The sequence below is a fragment of the Streptomyces sp. GB4-14 genome (assembly GCF_022696125.1).
In the GTDB taxonomy this organism is placed as follows: Bacteria; Actinomycetota; Actinomycetes; order Streptomycetales; family Streptomycetaceae; genus Streptomyces; species Streptomyces werraensis.
On sequence record NZ_RZHO01000002.1, the window covers coordinates 4931430 to 4949127 of the forward strand.

The 17698-nt window shown below is 73.2% G+C and carries 14 protein-coding genes; 10 read left to right on the forward strand and 4 right to left on the reverse strand.

The window, feature by feature from the left end:
• The first annotated feature begins 58 nt into the window (after positions 1–58).
• The 3 genes from ELQ39_RS23770 (at position 59) to ELQ39_RS23780 (ending at position 2200) form a co-directional block, all read left to right on the forward strand.
• The gene (locus tag ELQ39_RS23770) at positions 59–625 is read left to right on the forward strand and encodes an SAV_6107 family HEPN domain-containing protein (protein ID WP_190000164.1); all 567 of its coding nucleotides are present in this window, start codon (positions 59–61) and stop codon (positions 623–625) included.
• Between the two features lie 113 nt (positions 626–738).
• On the forward strand, positions 739–1509 hold the full coding sequence (locus tag ELQ39_RS23775; protein ID WP_190000163.1) for a methyltransferase: 771 nt from the start codon (positions 739–741) through the stop codon (positions 1507–1509).
• A 286-nt stretch (positions 1510–1795) separates the two neighbouring features.
• The gene (locus tag ELQ39_RS23780) at positions 1796–2200 is read left to right on the forward strand and encodes a DUF3040 domain-containing protein (RefSeq protein WP_190000161.1); all 405 of its coding nucleotides are present in this window, start codon (positions 1796–1798) and stop codon (positions 2198–2200) included.
• A 275-nt stretch (positions 2201–2475) separates the two neighbouring features.
• On the opposite strand, the gene ELQ39_RS23785 is transcribed toward ELQ39_RS23780, so the two are convergent.
• The 4 genes from ELQ39_RS23785 to ELQ39_RS23800 all read right to left on the reverse strand — a co-directional run bounded on the left by ELQ39_RS23785 (position 2476) and on the right by ELQ39_RS23800 (position 8096).
• On the reverse strand, positions 2476–4863 hold the full coding sequence (locus ELQ39_RS23785; RefSeq protein WP_242593851.1) for a transglutaminase TgpA family protein: 2388 nt from the start codon (positions 4861–4863) through the stop codon (positions 2476–2478).
• Positions 4860–6224: a DUF58 domain-containing protein gene (locus tag ELQ39_RS23790; protein ID WP_242593853.1), complete on the reverse strand. Its 1365-nt coding sequence runs from the start codon at positions 6222–6224 to the stop codon at positions 4860–4862. The genes ELQ39_RS23785 and ELQ39_RS23790 overlap by 4 nt, the downstream gene beginning before the upstream one ends.
• A complete protein-coding gene (locus tag ELQ39_RS23795) occupies positions 6224–7291 on the reverse strand; it encodes an AAA family ATPase (protein WP_391664924.1) in 1068 nt (355 codons plus the stop codon). Before ELQ39_RS23795 ends, ELQ39_RS23790 begins: the two co-directional genes overlap by 1 nt.
• 256 nt (positions 7292–7547) lie before the next feature.
• Positions 7548–8096 (reverse strand): beta-class carbonic anhydrase, encoded by a 549-nt coding sequence (locus tag ELQ39_RS23800; RefSeq protein WP_190000154.1) that lies wholly within the window; start codon positions 8094–8096, stop codon positions 7548–7550.
• 414 nt (positions 8097–8510) lie between these two features.
• On the opposite strand from ELQ39_RS23800, the gene rsmH reads away from it, so the two are divergent.
• From rsmH to murD, 7 genes are all read left to right on the forward strand, one after another.
• The gene (gene rsmH, locus ELQ39_RS23805; RefSeq protein ID WP_337662509.1) at positions 8511–9515 is read left to right on the forward strand and encodes a 16S rRNA (cytosine(1402)-N(4))-methyltransferase RsmH; all 1005 of its coding nucleotides are present in this window, start codon (positions 8511–8513) and stop codon (positions 9513–9515) included.
• Between the two features lie 96 nt (positions 9516–9611).
• Positions 9612–10103: a septum formation initiator family protein gene (locus tag ELQ39_RS23810; protein ID WP_225627000.1), complete on the forward strand. Its 492-nt coding sequence runs from the start codon at positions 9612–9614 to the stop codon at positions 10101–10103.
• Positions 10104–10108: 5 nt separating this feature from the next.
• Positions 10109–12073 carry a peptidoglycan D,D-transpeptidase FtsI family protein gene (locus tag ELQ39_RS23815; protein WP_337663024.1) on the forward strand — a complete coding sequence of 655 codons (1965 nt, stop codon included), beginning with the start codon at positions 10109–10111 and terminating at the stop codon, positions 12071–12073.
• Positions 12074–12244: 171 nt separating this feature from the next.
• Positions 12245–13765, forward strand: a complete 1521-nt coding sequence (locus ELQ39_RS23820; protein ID WP_190000148.1) for a UDP-N-acetylmuramoyl-L-alanyl-D-glutamate--2,6-diaminopimelate ligase — start codon at positions 12245–12247, stop codon at positions 13763–13765.
• 4 nt (positions 13766–13769) lie between these two features.
• Complete coding sequence (locus ELQ39_RS23825) at positions 13770–15200, forward strand: UDP-N-acetylmuramoyl-tripeptide--D-alanyl-D-alanine ligase (RefSeq protein WP_242593858.1); 1431 nt, start codon at positions 13770–13772, stop codon at positions 15198–15200.
• Entirely contained in the window at positions 15200–16270 is a 1071-nt protein-coding gene (mraY, locus tag ELQ39_RS23830) for a phospho-N-acetylmuramoyl-pentapeptide-transferase (protein ID WP_190000925.1), read from the forward strand. The genes ELQ39_RS23825 and mraY overlap by 1 nt, the downstream gene beginning before the upstream one ends.
• Positions 16252–17670 carry a UDP-N-acetylmuramoyl-L-alanine--D-glutamate ligase gene (murD, locus tag ELQ39_RS23835; RefSeq protein WP_225627003.1) on the forward strand — a complete coding sequence of 473 codons (1419 nt, stop codon included), beginning with the start codon at positions 16252–16254 and terminating at the stop codon, positions 17668–17670. The genes mraY and murD overlap by 19 nt, the downstream gene beginning before the upstream one ends.
• Positions 17671–17698 lie beyond the last annotated feature (28 nt).

The following is a 17698-nucleotide window of genomic DNA, read 5'->3' on the forward strand; positions in this document are numbered from 1 at the left end:
GTGCACATACGGCACTTGCCTCATGGCGTGCCGTCACGAAGACGACAGGAGGTTCGTCATGGCCCACTCGTCCGCAGCCGCCGCCCGTCGGCGCCGCGCAGCCGGCCCTGCCCCCTCACTGAACAACGGCCCGGCCGGCGACATCCACCCGGTGCTGCGCCGCGCCGCGGCCCCGCCCGCCGCCCTCGACCTGCTCGCCCAGGCCCGTGCCGGACTCGACGAGGCCGCCGTCCTCGACACCCCCAACGAGCGCTACGCGACGGCCCACCTGGCCGCCCTGCGCACCGCCGCCGCCGTGCTCGCCGCCCGGGGCAGGCCCGAGACCTCGCCCCGGGCCCGGGCGAAGATACGAAGCGCGTGGGAGGTGCTCCCGGAGATCGCGCCCGAACTCGCCGAGTGGAGCGCCCTGTTCGCCTCCGGGGCCCGGCGCCGTGCCAGGGCCGAGGCGGGCATCCAGGGCGCGGCGACCGTCCGGGACGCCGACGACCTGATCCGGGACGTGGCGATGTTCCTGCGCCTGGTCGAGCGGATGCTGGTGCTCCAGCCGGTGCTGCCCCAGCCCCGCCCCGACCAGGACGACGGCCCGGACACCGCCCCGCGCGGCGGCCTGCCCGACGCGGGCTGACCCGGAGGCCACCGGGTGACGGCGGGCCGCGGCGCAGGCCATAGGGTGGACAGCGCCTGAAACCCGATCGCCCCGCCCCACCCCAGGCGGTGCCCCGCCGAGGAGTCACCACCGTGTCGGACCCGATGCGCCCCCGCGCCGCTCTCCGTACCGCCGTTGTCTGGGACGTCCTCCAGGACGCCCTGGAACGCAGGGTCAAGGCCACCGGACGGCAGGCCCTGGACGTCCTCGACACCGGCGGCGGCAGCGGCAACTTCGCCGTTCCCCTGGCCCGGCTGGGTCACCGGGTGACCGTCGTCGACCCCAGCCCCAACGCCCTGTTCGCCCTAGAGCGCCGCGCCGCCGAGGAGGGCGTCGCCGAGCGGGTGCACGGCGTGCAGGGCGACGCCCGCGGCCTCTTCGACGTCGCCGAGCGCGGCGGCTACGACGTCGTGCTGTGCCACGGCGTCCTGGAGTACGTCGACGACCCGGCGGAGGGCGTGCGCAACACGGTGGCCGCCCTGCGCCCCGGCGGCGTCCTCAGCCTGCTCGCCGCGGGCCTGGGCGGCGCGGTCCTCGCCCGTGCCCTCGCCGGCCACTTCACGGAGGCCCGGCAGGCCCTCGGTGACCCGAACGGCCGATGGGGCGAAGGCGACCCGGTACCGCGCCGCTTCACCGCCGAGCAGCTCACCGGACTGGTGCGCGGCGCGGGCCTGGAGGTCGGCGCGGTGCACGGGGTCCGCGTCTTCTCCGACCTCGTCCCGGGCGTCCTGGTCGACACCGAGCCCGGGGCGATGGAGGCGCTGCTGAAGCTGGAGGCCGCCGCGGCCGAGCTCGCCGCGTTCCACTCCGTCGCCACGCAGCTTCATGTGCTCGGTGAGGCCGGCGAGGCCGCCGGGGCCTGAGCGGCCGCCGTGACACGGCGCTGATCAGCGGCGCGCCCGGCGGCCCCGGGGCGCATGGACTGTGCCACAGGCCCCCCGAATGGCGGCTCGGAGCCGTATGATCGAGGGAGACCGCCCGGCATGACGGGTCGGCCGCCGGGGAATGACAGCCTCAGCGGACCGGTGCGTGATGGCGGACACCGGTCGGCAATTGGCGCAGAGGGGCGGGTTTCACGGGGGCGATTCCCTGCCTATCCTGAAGGGACCCCCCGGGTCGCCCCGGCGACTGCACGATGAGGAGGACTCCGTGCCGCTCTCGGAGCACGAGCAGCGCATGCTCGAGCAAATGGAGCGAGCGCTGTACGCCGAAGATCCCAAGTTCGCGACGGCGCTCGAGGGAAGCGGGCTGCGTACGTACACCCGGCGACGGGTCTACCAGGCGGTCGCGGGCTTCCTCGTAGGTATTGCGCTCCTCATGGCCGGTATGGTCGCCCAGCAGGTGTGGCTCAGCGTCGTGGGCTTCCTCGTGATGCTGGGGTGCGCCGTACTCGCGGTGACCGGGTGGCGCAAGGCGCCCAAGCCGGGTGAGCAGGCCCCGGGGGCGGCAGCCGCCCCGCGGGCGGGCCGCCAGGGGAGAGCGCGGCGCTCGATGATGGACCGCATCGAGGAGCGGTGGCAGCGTCGGCGCGACGAGCAGGGCGGCGGCCACTGAGGCCTGCGTAGTCTTCGGTTCAGGGGTGTCCACCCGCACGGGTGGGCACCCCTGAGTCGTCCCTGCGAAACCCTGCGGGTGCATGGCGGTTTCTTCGCGCAGTTCCCCGCGCCCCTGGGGTGTGTTCCACGCGTTCCCGAGTTGTGTCTGCGGGCACGTCGTGGTTTCTCGCGCAGTTCCCCGCGCCCCTACGGGGCGCTGTCGCTGCCGGCGCCTTCAAGGGCGCGGGGAACCGCGCGGACGGCCCGGGGCGGTCCGCGGCCGCCGGTGAGACCTCAGCCGCGCTGGCGCGTAGGCAGATGCCAGTCAGGGCGGAGGGCGACCACACGGTCCCGGAGGGACACCCAGCGGTCGGACACCGCCCACACCACCCGCACGGCCGACCGCGGCGCCAGCACCGCCCGCAGACGGCCCGCCCGGGACGCCGAGTCCCGCAACGCCCCCGACGCGCGCCACACATCCTCCGCCAGCCCCTCAGCCGGCAGCGGCCGAGGCGCGTACAGCACCTGCTCCACCGCCCCCGCCAGCCTCCGCACCGACGCCGCCGCGTCCCCTTCGAGCCCGCCCGTCCGCACGATGCGGTCGGCGGCCCCGCGCGGGGTCAGCGACTCGTCCGGCACGATCCCGTGGTCCCAGGCCGTGTCCGTCAGCTCCTCCCAGGCGGCCAGCACACTCGGAGCGATGTCCTCCTCCGTGCGGCCGTGGCCGCCCAGCCGGACCGCGCGCATCCGCGTCCGCCACAGCAGCGGCGACAGCGGCAGGGCCAGCACCAGCAGTCCGGCCAGCGCCCACAGCAGCACCACGTGCCACTTCGGGCCGTCGCCGTCCGTCGGCAGGGCCGCCTGCGGCGACTCGCTCTCGCAGGACCCCGGGTCACCGCCGTCCGCCCGGCAGTCGGTGCTCTGCGACGGCTGCGCCGACGGGTCGGCGGGCGCGGCCTGCGAGGGCCGGGCCGGATCCGCGGGCCCGTTGTCCTCGACGTCCTGCACGGTGTAGTCGGGCGTGGATCCCCGGGTCGGGGTCGGCTCGAACCGCGTCCAGCCCACGCCCTCGAAGTACAGCTCGGGCCAGGCGTGGGCGTCCCGCATCGCGACCGAGACGGTGCCGTCGGCCTGCGGGGTGCCGGGCGCGAAGCCCACCGCGATCCGCGCCGGGATGCCCAGCGACCGCGCCATGGACGCCATCGCGAACGAGTAGTGCACGCAGAAGCCCCGCTTGTCCTTCAGGAAGCGGGCGACCGCCTGCGAGCCGCTGCCGACGTCGACCTGGGTGTCGTACTGGAACTCCCCGCTCAGCGTGAACCAGTCCTGCAGCATCACCGCGCGGTCGTAGTCGCTCTTGGCGCCGTCCGTCACGTCACGGGCGGTCTCGGCCACCACGGAGGGCAGCGAGTCGGGCAGGTCGGTGTACTCGCGCAGCAGATCGGCCGGCGGCTCAGGGGCCTCGGCCAGCTGCTCCGCCGTGGGACGCACGTCCAGGCTGCGCACCTCGTACGTCAGGCCGCGCGTGTTCTGCCCGTGGTCGCCGACCAGCGTCATACCGACCGGCTCGTACCGCCAGTCGCCCTGCACGCTCACCCGGCTCGGCGGGTACGGCATCGGCAGCCACGTCTGGCCGTACCACTTCGCGACCGAGACCGACGTGCCGACCTCCGTGAACTCCACGTCCGGGCCGAGTCCCGGCGGGGCCGGGAAGCCCTCGGGCACCTGGGTGATCGCCCGCTTCGACGGCTTCCACGTGGTGCCGTCGAAGTCGTCCAGGGACACGATGCGCAGATACAGGTCCGAGGTGTTCTCCATCTCGGTGCGCACCGAGAACACCGCGCGGTCGTCGTCGTTGTTCAGCGAGTCGCGCAGCGACACCAGCGGGTTCACCGCGGAGATCGTGCCGCCCCCGCCGACGCCCGCGCCCACGCCCCGGCCGTTCGGGTCGAGCAGGCCGCCGTCCATCGCGGGCAGCGCCAGCGGCACCACCAGGGCGATGCCCAGCGCCACCACCCCGATCCGGTGCCCGAACCGGGCCGGCGCCGGCGCGCCGGGCATCTCCCGGCTCCGGCCGCGGGGCGGCCCGGCGAACACCCGGCCCCACTGCGAGAGCCGGTCCCGGCCCTCGGCGAGCAGCAGCATCAGATAACCGGCCGCGGCCAGCAGGAACCACAGCCACTCGATGCCGTTGTCCGTCAGGCCCGCGGCCACCGAGTACAGGGCGAGCAGCGGCAGTCCGGCCGGGGCCGCGCTGCGGAAGGTCACCGCGAGCACGTCCACCAGCAGGCCGATGACCAGCACCCCGCCGACCAGCATCAGCCGGATGCCGTCGCTCAGCGGCGCCGGTATCGCGTACCGGTTGACGTCCTGGCCGCCCTGCTCCAGCAGCTGCCCGAAGAAGCGCAGCGCGTCCGGGCCGGGTATCAGCCCGGCGACGGCGTGCTCCCGCGCGAACAGCAGCGTGAGCAGCATCAGCGTGACGACGACCTGCGCCGTCACCGTCAGCGGCCGCGCCAGCGGCACCCGCCTCGCCGCCGCGCCCACGCCCGCCTGCACGCCCAGCAGCAGCGCCGCCTGGAGGATCCAGGCGGTCGACTCCACCAGCGGCAGCAGGGCGCAGGCCGCCAGCAGGGTGGCCGCCCACGCGCGCACGGTGAGCCTGGCCAGTGAGCTGATCACGGTCCCTCCCCACCGCTCGCCGCCACCAGGCCCGAGCGCTCACGGTCCGCCTGCCGCCACAGCCGCTCCAGCGAGGCGCCCCGCGGCACCCCCACGGCGGTCCAGCCCGACTCGCGCAGCATCCGCAGGTGCTCCTCGCCCGGCCGCGCGTCGGGGCCGGGCACGTCGGACGGCTCCCGCAGCCAGTCGTCGCTGTCCAGCAGGAACGCGACGGCGCCGCCGCTGCGCTGCCGCATCCGGGCCAGCACGGCGGCCTGCTCGTCGTCCAGGTCGCCGAGGAACGCCACCAGCAGGCCCTCGCTGCCGGACCGCAGCACGTCGTAGGCGCGGGACAGGCCCTCCTCGTCGGAGTGGTCCACCACGGCCAGCGTGTCCATCATCAGCCCGGCCGCGTCCGCCGACTCCTGGTGCACCCCAGAGAAGCCGTCGGCGCCCTCTCCGGGCACCGAGTCGCCGGTGTCCGTCACCAGCCGCACCGAGAAGCCCCGCTCCAGCATGTGCACCAGCACCGAGGCCGCGCCCGACACCGCCCACTCGAACGCCGAGTCCGGCCCGGCGCCCTCGTAGGCGATGGCGCGGGTGTCCAGCAGCACCGTGCAGCGGGCGCGCTGCGGCTGCTCCTCGCGGCGCACCATCAGCTCGCCGTAGCGGGCGGTGGAGCGCCAGTGGACGCGGCGCAGGTCGTCGCCGTAGCGGTAGCCGCGGGGGATCACGTCGTCCTCGCCGGCCAGCGCCAGCGAGCGCTGCAGCCCGTCGCCGTACCCCTTGGACTCGCCGCTCAGCCGCACCGGTGGCAGCGCCTCCACCCGGGGCGTCACCGTGAGCGTGTCGTACGAGGAGAACGAGCGGTTCAGTTCGCACATCCCGAACGGGTCGGACAGCCGCAGCTGGAGCGGGCCCAGCGGGTAGCGGCCGCGCAGGTCGGAGCGGACCCGGTAGGACACCTCACGGCGTCCGCCCGCCTCCATCCGGTCCAGCACGAACCGCGGGCGCGGGCCGAGCACGTAGGGCACCCGGTCCTGGAGCATCAGCAGGCCCGTGGGCATCCGGGAGACGTTGTCCATGCGCAGGTGCACGCGCGCCTCGGTGCCCGCCGGCACCCGGCCGGGGGAGAGGCGGCGGCTGCCCGCGACCCGGTAGCGGGTCCGGTAGAGCACGGCCGCGCACACCAGCGGCAGCACCGCCAGCAGCAGGCCGACCCGCAGCAGGTCGCTCTGCCCCAGCACGTACGCGCAGACCGCGGCCGCGATCCCGGCCGCCAGGAAGGAGCGCCCCCGGGTGGTGAGCCCCGCCAGGGCGGTCCTCAGCCCGCTCCGGTCGCCCCGGTCGTCGTCGGCGTGGACCGCGCCGGCGGTGCTCATCACAGCCTCCGGGACGGCTGCCGGCCGTAGCCTCCGCGGCCCAGGCCGAGCCCGGCGGGCTGGCCGGCCGCCGCGGGCACCGTGGTGCGCTGCAGGATCTCCTGCACCACCTGCTCGGCGGTGCGGCGGTTGAGCTGCGCCTGGGCGGTGGGCAGCAGACGGTGGGCGAGCACGGCCATGGCGAGCGCCTGCACGTCGTCCGGCAGCGCGTAGTCACGGCCCGCGAGGGCCGCCGCCGCCTTCGTCGCCCGCAGCAGGTGCAGCGTCGCGCGCGGCGACGCGCCGAGTCTCAGGTCGGGGTGCGTGCGGGTGGCGGCGACCAGGTCGACGGCGTACCGCCGGATCGGCTCGGCCACGTACACGCCGCGCACCGCCTCGATGAGCTTCACGATGTCGTGCGCGTGCGCCACCGGCTGGAGGTCCTCCAGCGGGGAGACGCCGCCGTGCACGTCGAGCATCTGCAGCTCGGCCTCCGCGCTCGGGTAGCCGACCGACACGCGGGCCATGAAGCGGTCGCGCTGGGCCTCCGGCAGCGGGTAGGTGCCCTCCATCTCGACCGGGTTCTGCGTCGCCACCACCATGAAGGGGCTGGGCAGTTCGTAGGTCTTGCCGTCGATGGTGACCTGGCGCTCCTCCATCGACTCCAGCAGCGCGGACTGCGTCTTCGGCGAGGCGCGGTTGATCTCGTCGCCGATGACGATCTGCGCGAAGATCGCGCCCGGCTTGAACTCGAAGTCACGGCGCTGCTGGTCCCAGATGGACACACCGGTGATGTCCGAGGGCAGCAGGTCCGGTGTGAACTGGATGCGCCGCACCGAGCAGTCGATCGACCGCGCCAGTGCCTTCGCCAGCATCGTCTTGCCGACTCCCGGGACGTCCTCGATGAGCAGATGTCCCTCGGCGAGCAGCACGGTCAGCGAAAGCCGTACGACCTCGGGCTTCCCCTCGATCACGCCTTCCACCGCACCACGCACGCGCTCCACGACGGCGGTCAGGTCCTCCCCGACCGCCCCGTATGCCCGGTCGGGGGCGCCCCCATGGCTTGCACGATCGTCATAGGTCGTCACCCGGCCCTCCTCGGCCTTACCCACGCTCCGCGATGAGCGGGGGGTTCCCCAAATGTGCCGGCCGATCCCGTACCCCGCGGACCGGCCCACCCCGAATCACGGATGTCACGAGGGAACAGTTCCGCGTGACACCACTTCCGCATTCTTGCCGCCGTTACCGTTTCGTGTCACTCGCCTGTGGACAACTGACAGCGATATGTCAGCTCTTACGACGTTCGACGGCTCTCCGGGTACGGCCGGCCCGGGACGGGGCCGGTCAGGCGGGGTCGACCTCACGCAGCAGACCCGTCTTCACGTCGAAGACGAACCCGCGCACGTCGTCGGTGTGCAGCAGGAACGGCGAGGTCCGCACCCGCTGCATCGACTGGCGGACGTCCTGGTCCACGTCCCGGAAGGCCTCGACGGCCCACGCCGGACGCTGTCCCACCTCCATCTCGAGCTCGTGCCGGAACTCCTCGGTGAGGGACTCCAGACCGCAGTTGGTGTGGTGGATGAGGACGACGCTGCGGGTACCCAGCGCCCGCTGGCTGATGGTCAGCGAGCGGATCACGTCGTCGGTGACCACACCGCCGGCGTTGCGGATGGTGTGACAGTCGCCGAGCGACAGGCCGAGCGCGTCGTGCAGGTCGAGGCGGGCGTCCATGCACGCCACCACGGCGACGTGGAGCACCGGGCGCGCGTCCATGCCCGGATCGGCGAACGCGGCGGCATAGCGCGCGTTGGCTTCGATCAGGCGGTCGGTCACGGTGCCGGAGCCGACGGCGGCGTTCCCGGAACCCGCGGGTACGGATGCAGAAGTCGTCATACTCCTGACGGTACTGGTCAGGAAGGCGCCGAGCCCGTTGTGAGAGGGGACAAAGAACGCCGACGGCGCTGGGTGTGAGGTAACCCACAGGAGTGGTGTGACCCCCTGCCTACGGGTGATGTGCCCGATCCGCCTCTTGACCCGCGCGGGCCACGACGCGCAGTCCGGTTGATTGACCGGGCCGGACCGTGGACTAAAGTGACGCGAAGCGGGAGGTGAGACCGCCCGCTGCAGTGACTCCCCCGGATCCCCCGGCGCCGACCGGGGGATCTCCCCGCGTGCGCGGCGCGTACGTACGGCTCGGCCTTCTCCCGCCGCCGCCCGGCCGACGCCTCCGGCGCCGGCCGCCCCCTCACCGGGGAGGGCGGGGAACCGGCGGTGCGTGAGCGTCACGCCGGATCTGAGAGGGCCGAAGTGAACGGGCGCGAAGCGCTTCCGAACAAGGGCGGTGGCGGGCGACGGGAGGGCGGTGGCCGACACGTCCCGGTGATGCTCCAGCGGTGCCTGGACCTGCTGGCGCCCGCCCTGGAGCGGCCCGGCGCGGTGGTCGTCGACTGCACGCTCGGCCTCGGCGGCCACAGTGAGGCGCTGCTCAGCCGCTTCCCCGAGGCCCGGCTCGTGGCCCTGGACCGCGACAAGGAGGCGCTGCGCCTGTCCGGCGAGCGGCTCGCCCCGTTCGGCGACCGGGCCACCCTGGTGCACGCCGTCTACGACGAGCTTCCCGACGTCCTCGGCCGGCTCGGCATCCCTCGCGTGCAGGGGATCCTGTTCGACCTCGGGGTGTCCTCGATGCAGCTGGACGAGGCCGACCGCGGCTTCGCCTACGCCCAGGACGCCCCCCTCGACATGCGCATGGACCAGACGGCCGGCGTCAGCGCCGCCGAGGTCCTCAACACCTACCCGCCCGGCGAGCTGGTCCGCATCCTGCGCGCCTACGGCGAGGAGAAGCAGGCCAAGCGGATCGTGGCCGCCGTCGTCCGGGAGCGCGAGAAGGAGCCCTTCACCACCAGCGCCCGTCTGGTCGAGCTGATCCGCGACGCGCTGCCGCAGGCCGCCAAGCGCACCGGCGGCAACCCGGCCAAGCGCACCTTCCAGGCCCTGCGGATCGAGGTCAACGGCGAGCTGTCGGTGCTGGAGCGCGCCGTCCCGGCGGCCGTGAAGTCCCTGGACGTCGGCGGCCGCATCGCCGTGCTGTCCTACCACTCCCTGGAGGACCGGCTGGTCAAGCAGGTGTTCGCGGCGGGAGCCGCGACCACCGCCCCGCCCGGCCTGCCGGTCGTCCCCGAGCAGTACCAGCCGCGGCTCAAGCTGCTCACGCGCGGTGCCGAACTTCCCACCGAGGAGGAGATCGCCGAGAACCGCCGTGCGGCTCCCGCGCGGCTGCGCGGCGCGGAGCGCATCCGGGAGGACGTCGGGTGAGGCGGCTCCGGTGAGGCACGGGTGAGGCACGGGCCGGCCAGGAGACTGGTGACGGCCGGGTGAACGGACGGGACGAGCGAACTCAGGGGAGCGTGAGTGACCAGTAAACCCGAACTGAAGGGGCGGCCCGAGCTGCGGGGGCGGGCGGCCCGGCTCGCGCACCTCCTGCCCACCGGCCGCGCCCAGGCGGCCCGCACCCCCTTCGTGCTCCTCGTGGTCCTGCTCCTCGGCGGCGGTCTGATCGGCCTGCTGGTGCTGAACTCCGCGCTCAGCGAGGGCGCGTTCCACCTCGACGACCTCCAGCGCGAGACCAAGGAGCTCACGGACGAGGAACAGGCCTTGCAGCGCGACATCGACGCCTACTCCGCTCCCGACGCCCTCCAGCGCCGCGCCCGCGAGCTCGGCATGGTGCCCGGCGGCGACCCCGCCTTCCTCGGCCCCGACGGCAAGGTCAAGGGTGTGCCCGGCGAGGCCTCCCCGGCCCGCGCCCCCCTCGTCCTCGCGCCCGAGGCGCTGGCCACGGCGACGGCCCCGCCGTCGCCGCAGTCCGCCCCCCGTTCCCCGCACGCCCCGACCCCCGGCAGGTGACGGAAGTGTCCGACAGGCAACCGCCCCGCCGCCGGGTGCCGGGACCCGCCCGGCCCGTCCGCCCGGCCGCCCGCGGCCGCACCGGCCCCGGCCCCGGCGCCCGCCCGGCCCGCAGGCCCGGCGGACCGCGCCCCGGCGCCCCGAAGACCATCCGGCTGGGCAGCCCGCGCCCCCGGCTCCGCCTGGTCGGCGTCGGCCTGACCCTCGTCATGCTCGCGTTCGTCGTCCGCCTGGTGCAGGTCCAGGCCGTCGACGCGAGCACGTACGCCGGCAAGGCCGAGCGCAACCGCTACGTGGGGCAGGTGCTGGCCGCCGAACGCGGCGAGATCACCGACCGCAACGGCGTGGCCCTCGCCACCAGCGAGGACGCCTACGACATCACGGCCGACCCCACGATGTTCGCCCCGGACGAGCTGAAGATCGACGACGGGCCCGAGCAGGCCGCGGCGCTGCTCGCCCCGATCCTCGGCGCCGACCAGGAGGACCTGGTCCGCAAGCTGCGGCCGGACAACCCGTCGCTGCGCTACGTGAAGCTGGCCGGGCGGCAGACCCCGCAGGTCTGGAAGCAGATCAAGGACCTCAGGTCCGCCCTCGCCACCAAGTCCGAGACCGACGGGTCCACCGTGAACGTGCTGGCCGGCATCTTCTCCGTGCCGACCAGCAAGCGGGTGTACCCGAACAACGAGCTCGCCGCCGGGATACTGGGCTGGGTCAACGCCGAGGGCAAGGGCAGCGGCGGCGTCGAGCTCCAGCTCGAGGACCGGCTGGCCGGCGAGGAGGGCAAGATCCGCTACGCCCAGTCCGGCGGCCGTCTGGTGCCCACCGCGGGCTCCACGGAGACCCCGGCCGTGCCCGGCGACGACATCGAGCTCACCATCGACCGCGACATCCAGTGGGCGGCGCAGAACGCCATCAGCAGGCAGGTGGAGGAGTCCGCGGCCGACCGCGGCTACGTCATCGTGCAGGACACCCGCACCGGCGAGGTCCTGGCCATGGCCAACGCCCCCGGCTTCGACCCCAACGACCTGTCCGACGCCGACCCCAGGACGCTCGGCAACGCGGCCCTCCAGGACGCCTTCGAGCCGGGCTCCACGGCCAAGGTGCTGTCCATGGCGGCCGTGCTGGAGGAGAACGCCGCCACCCCCGGCACCCATGTCGTGGTGCCCAACCGGCTGCACCGCGGCGACCGGCTGTTCAAGGACGACATCGACCACCCGACCTGGTACCTGACGCTCAACGGCGTCCTCGCCAAGTCCAGCAACATCGGCACCATCCTCGCCACCGGCCAGCTGGGCAGAACCCAGGGCCAGGCCAACAAGGTGCTGTACGACTACCTTCGCAAGTTCGGCCTCGGCAGCCACACCGGGCTGGGCTTCCCGGGCGAGACCAAGGGCATCCTGGCCCCGCCGGACCAGTGGTCCACCTCGCAGCAGTACACGATTCCTTTCGGCCAGGGCGTGTCCGTCAACGCGATGCAGGCCGCCTCCGTCTACTCGACCATCGCCAACGGCGGCGTCCGTATCGAGCCCACCCTCGTCCGCGGCTCCAAGGGACCCGACGGGCGTTTCACACCCGCCCCCAAGCCCGAGAAGACACGGGTCGTCAGCGAGAAGACGGCGAAAACCCTCGCGCAGATGCTGGAGTCGGTCGTCGACGACGAGGAGGGCACCGGTACCAAAGCCCGGATTCCGGGGTACCGGGTCGCGGGCAAGACCGGTACGGCGAACCGCGTGGATCCGGCCACCGGCAAGTACCACGGCTACACCTCGTCCTTCGCCGGGTTCGCCCCAGCCGACAAGCCCAGGATCACCGTCTACTGCGTCATCCAGAACGCCACCCAGGGCAGCTACTTCGGCGGCCAGATCTGCGGACCCGTCTTCAAGGAGGTCATGGAGTTCTCCCTGAAGAGCCTCCAGGTGCCGCCCACCGGAGCCGCCCCCGCCGCCCTGCCGGTCACCTTCAAGCCCTGACCCCGTACCGAGCACCGAGCCACCAGGAACCACCTCGTGACAACGATCACCCCCGACCCCGGGAACCAGAGCCCCCGCGGCCCCTCGCTTGGCCCGCCGAGCGGTACGCCCGGTACGCTCACCGCCGTGCCACACGCTGATCAGTCCCAAACCACCCAGAAGGGCCAACCCGTGACATATCCGGGACCGCCCCGTCCGGACCGGGTCTCCGCCACGACCCTCGCGGAACTCGCCGGTCAGCTGGGTGTCCCCGCTCCGGAGCAGGCCGCCGAGGTCACGGGCATCACCCACGACTCGCGCGCCGTCCGGCCCGGGGACCTGTACGCCGCGCTCCCCGGCGCCCGCGCCCACGGCGCGGACTTCGTCACCCAGGCCGCCGGACTCGGCGCCGCCGCGGTGCTCACCGACCCGGCCGGCGCCGAACGCGTCGCCGCGACCGGGCTGCCCGCGCTGGTGGTGGACGACCCGCGGGCGCGGATGGGCGAACTGGCCGCCACCATCTACGGCCACCCCGGTCGCGATCTGCTCCAGATCGGCATCACCGGCACCTCCGGCAAGACCACCACCGCCTACCTCGTCGAGGGCGGTCTGCGGACCGTCCGCAGGACCGGACTGATCGGCACGGTCGAGATGCGCATCGGCGACGAGCGCATCAAGTCCGAGCGCACCACGCCCGAGGCCACCGACCTCCAGGCGCTGTTCGCGGTCATGCGCGAGCGCGGCACCGAGGCCGTGGCCATGGAGGTCTCCAGCCACGCCCTGGTCCTCGGCCGGGTCGACGGCTGCGTCTTCGACATCGCCGTCTTCACCAACCTCAGCCCGGAGCACATGGAGTTCCACTCCGGGATGGAGGACTACTTCCAGGCCAAGGCGCAGCTCTTCACGCCCGCCCGCAGCCGGCTCGGCGTGGTCAACGTGGACGACGAGTACGGCCGCCGCCTGGTGAAGGAGGCCGGCGTCCCGGTCGTCACCTACTCCGCCGAGGGCCACCCGGACGCCGACTGGCGCGCCGAGGACGTCCACGTCGGCCCGCTGGACTCGACGTTCACCGTGGCCGGCCCGGAGGGCGAGCGGATCACCGCCCGCTCGCCGCTGCCCGGCCCGTTCAACGTGGCGAACTCCCTGGCCGCGATCGTCGCGCTGGCCGCCGCCGGACTCGACCCGCAGGCCGCCGCCGACGGCGTCGCCGCCGTGCCGGGCGTGCCCGGCCGCCTGGAGCGCGTCGACGTGGGCCAGCCGTACCTGGCGGTCGTGGACTACGCCCACAAGACGGACGCCGTGGAGTCGGTGCTGCGCGCCCTGCGCAAGGTCACCGAGGGCCGGGTGCACGTCGTGCTCGGCTGCGGCGGCGACCGTGACGTCACCAAGCGGGAGCCGATGGGCGCGGCCGCCGCGCGGCTCGCCGACACCGCCGTACTGACCTCCGACAACCCCCGCTCCGAGGACCCGCTGGCGATCCTCGCCGCGATGCTCCTGGGCGCGGCCTCGGTGCCCGCCCACGAGCGCGGCGAGGTCCAGGTCTTCGAGGACCGGGCCGCCGCGATCGCCGCCGCCGTCGCCCGGGCCGAGCCCGGCGACACCGTGCTGGTCGCCGGCAAGGGCCACGAGCTGGGGCAGGACATCGCCGGGGTGGTGCGTCCGTTCGACGACCGCCAGGTGCTTCGCGAAGCCATCAAGAAGACCCAGGGATGAACTTGTGATCGCCCTCTCCCTCGCCGAGATCGCAGAAGTCGTCGGCGGGCAGACGCACGACATACCGGACCCCTCCGTCCTGGTCACCGGCGAGGTGGTCCGGGACTCGCGGGAGGCGGGTCCGGGCAGCCTCTTCGTCGCCTTCGTCGGCGAGCGCGTGGACGGCCACGACTTCGCGGCCCAGGTCGTCGAGGCGGGCGCCGTCGCCGTGCTCGCCTCCCGGCCGGTCGGGGTCCCCGCGATCGTCGTGGAGGATGTCCAGGCCGCCCTCGGCGCCCTCGCCCGGCACGTCGTCCGCCGGCTCGGCGCCACCCTCGTCGCCCTCACCGGCTCGGCCGGCAAGACCAGCACCAAGGACCTCATCGCCCAGGTGCTGCGGAGCAAGGCGCCGACCGTCTTCACCCCCGGCTCCCTCAACAACGAGATCGGGCTGCCGCTGACCGCGCTCACCGCCACCGAGGAGACGAAGTTCCTCGTGCTGGAGATGGGCGCGCGCGGCATCGGCCACATCCGCTACCTCACCGGTCTGACGCCGCCGAGGATCGGCCTCGTGCTGAACGTCGGCTCCGCCCACATCGGGGAGTTCGGCGGCCGTGAGCAGATCGCCCAGGCCAAGGGCGAACTCGTCGAGGCGCTGCCGCCGGCCGAGGAGGGGGGCGTCGCGGTCCTCAACGCGGACGACCCCTACGTCCGCGCCATGGCCTCCCGTACGAAGGCGAAGGTGATCCTTTTCGGAGAGTCCGACGAAGCGGACGTCTCCGCCGAGAACGTGCGACTCACGGACAGCGGACAGCCTTCCTTCAGGCTTCACACACCCTCCGGTGCAAGCGATGTGACCATGCGCCTGTACGGTGAGCATCACGTGTCGAACGCGCTCGCCGCGGCCGCCGTCGCCCACGAGTTGGGCATGTCCGCAGACGAGATCGCCCGCGCGCTCTCCGAGGCGGGCTCCCTCTCCCGCTGGCGCATGGAGGTCACCGAGCGACCGGACGGCGTGACGGTCGTCAACGACGCCTACAACGCGAACCCCGAGTCCATGAAGGCCGCGCTGCGTGCGCTGGCGGCGATGGGCGAAGCCTCACGGGCAAGAGGGGGACGCACGTGGGCGGTGCTCGGCAAGATGGCCGAGCTCGGGGACGAGGCGCTCGCCGAGCACGACGCGGTCGGACGGCTCGCCGTCCGGCTCAACGTCAGCAAGCTCGTCGCGGTCGGGGGCAGGGAAGCCGCCTGGCTGCAACTGGGCGCATATAACGAGGGTTCGTGGGGTGAGGAGTCGGTGCACGTGTCCGACGCACAGGCGGCGGTCGACCTGTTGCGCAGCGAATTGCGCCCGGGGGATGTCGTACTCGTGAAGGCGTCCCGTTCGGTCGGGCTCGAGAGCGTGGCGCAGGCGCTGCTCGAGACCGGTGCCGAGGGTGAGGTCGCCGCCCGATGATGAATCAGGTCCTGTTCGCAGGAGTCATTGGCCTCTTCCTGACGCTGATCGGCACACCGCTGCTGATCAAGCTGCTCGCCCGCAAGGGATACGGGCAGTACATCCGCGACGACGGCCCGCGCGAGCACGCCAGCAAGCGCGGTACGCCCACCATGGGCGGCATCGCCTTCATCCTGTCGACGGTCGCCGCCTACTTCCTCTCCAAGGTGATCAGCGGCGAGTCGCCGCGGTACTCCGGCGTGCTGGTGCTGGGCCTGATGGTCGGCATGGGCCTCGTCGGCTTCCTCGACGACTACATCAAGATCGTCAAGCGGCGTTCGCTGGGTCTGCGGGCCAAGGCGAAGATGGCCGGCCAGCTGATCGTCGGCGTCGCCTTCGCGGTGCTGTCGCTGCAGTTCGCGGACTCCCGCGGGCAGACCCCCGCCTCCACGAAGCTGTCGTTCATCACGGACTTCGGCTGGACCATCGGCCCGGTGCTGTTCGTGATCTGGGCGCTGTTCATGATCCTCGCGATGTCGAACGGCGTGAACCTCACCGACGGTCTGGACGGTCTGGCCACCGGCGCCTCCGTGCTCGTCTTCGGCGCCTACACCTTCATCGGCGTCTGGCAGTTCCAGGAGTCCTGCGCCAACGGCGACACGCTGACCAACCCGGGCGCCTGCTACGAGGTGCGCGACCCGCTCGACCTCGCCGTCGTGGCATCCGCGCTGATGGGTTCCTGCCTGGGCTTCCTGTGGTGGAACACCTCCCCGGCCAAGATCTTCATGGGCGACACCGGTTCGCTGGCGCTCGGCGGCGTGCTCGCGGGTCTCGCGATCTGCTCCCGCACCGAGCTGCTGCTCGCCATCCTCGGCGGCCTGTTCGTCCTCATCACGATGTCGGTGGTCATCCAGGTCGGCTCGTTCCGGCTCACCGGTAAGCGGGTCTTCCGGATGGCGCCGCTCCAGCACCACTTCGAACTCAAAGGCTGGTCCGAGGTCCTTGTGGTGGTCCGCTTCTGGATCATCCAGGGCATCTGTGTGATCGTCGGACTCGGCCTCTTCTACGCGGGATGGGCAGCGGACAAGTGACCGACTGGCAGGGCAAGCACGTCACCGTCGCGGGACTCGGCGTCTCCGGCGTCCCGGCGGCCAAGGCGCTCCACGGACTCGGCGCGAAGGTCACCGTCGTCAACGACGGCGACGACGCCCGGGCCCGCGAGCAGGCCGCGGAACTGGAGGCGCTCGGCGTCACCGTCCGCCTCGGGGACGGCGACACCCTGCCCGACGGCACCGAACTCATCGTCACCGCCCCCGGCTGGAGGCCGGACAAGCCGCTCTTCGCGGCGGCGGACGCGGCCGGGGTGCCGGTGTGGGGCGACGTCGAACTCGCCTGGCGGCTCAGGAAGCCGGGGGCGGCGGACTGGCTCGCGGTCACCGGCACCAACGGCAAGACCACCACCGTGCAGATGCTCGCCTCCATCCTGGAGGCGGCCGGTCTGCGCACCGCCGCCGTCGGCAACATCGGCGTCTCCCTCCTCGACGCGGTCCTCGGCGACGAGGAGTACGACGTGCTCGCCGTGGAGCTGTCCAGCTACCAGCTCCACTGGGCGCCCTCGCTGCGCGCCCACTCCGCCGCCGTCCTCAACCTGGCGCCCGACCACCTCGACTGGCACGGCTCCATGGAGGCGTACGCGAAGGACAAGGGCCGCATCTACGAGGGCAACCGCGTCGCCTGCGTCTACAACACCGCCGACAAGGCCACGGAGGACCTCGTCCGCGAGGCCGACGTGGAGGAGGGCTGCCGCGCGATCGGCTTCACCCTCGGCACCCCCGGCCCCTCCCAACTCGGCGTCGTCGAGGGCCTCCTGGTCGACCGCGCCTTCGTGGAGAACCGGCAGAAGAACGCGCAGGAGCTCGCCGAGGTCGCCGACGTGAAGCCGGCCGCCCCCCACAACATCGCCAACGCCCTTGCCGCGGCGGCCCTCGCCCGCGCCTACGGGGTGCCCGCGAGCGCCGTGCGGGAAGGCCTGCGGAACTTCACCCCGGACGCCCACCGCATCGCGCACGTGGCGGACGTGGACGGCGTGGCCTACGTCGACGACTCCAAGGCCACCAACACGCATGCCGCGCAGGCCTCGTTGGCCGCGTACGACTCCGTCGTGTGGATCGCAGGCGGGCTCGCCAAGGGCGCCACCTTCGACGAACTCGTCGCCGAGGCCGCCGGGCGGCTGCGCGGCGCCGTGCTGATCGGCCGGGACCGCGCCCTGATCCGCGAAGCCCTCGCGCGACACGCCCCGGAAGTACCCGTCGTGGACCTCGAGCGGACCGACACTGGGGCGATGCTCCAGGCCGTCCGGGAGGCGCGGCGGCTGGCACGCCCCGGTGACACGGTGCTGCTGGCCCCGGCCTGCGCCTCGATGGACATGTTCGCCAACTACAACAAGCGCGGTGACGCGTTCGCACAGGCGGTGCGCGAGCTCGGCGCCTGACCCCGGCCGCCCCGGCGCCGGGCGACCT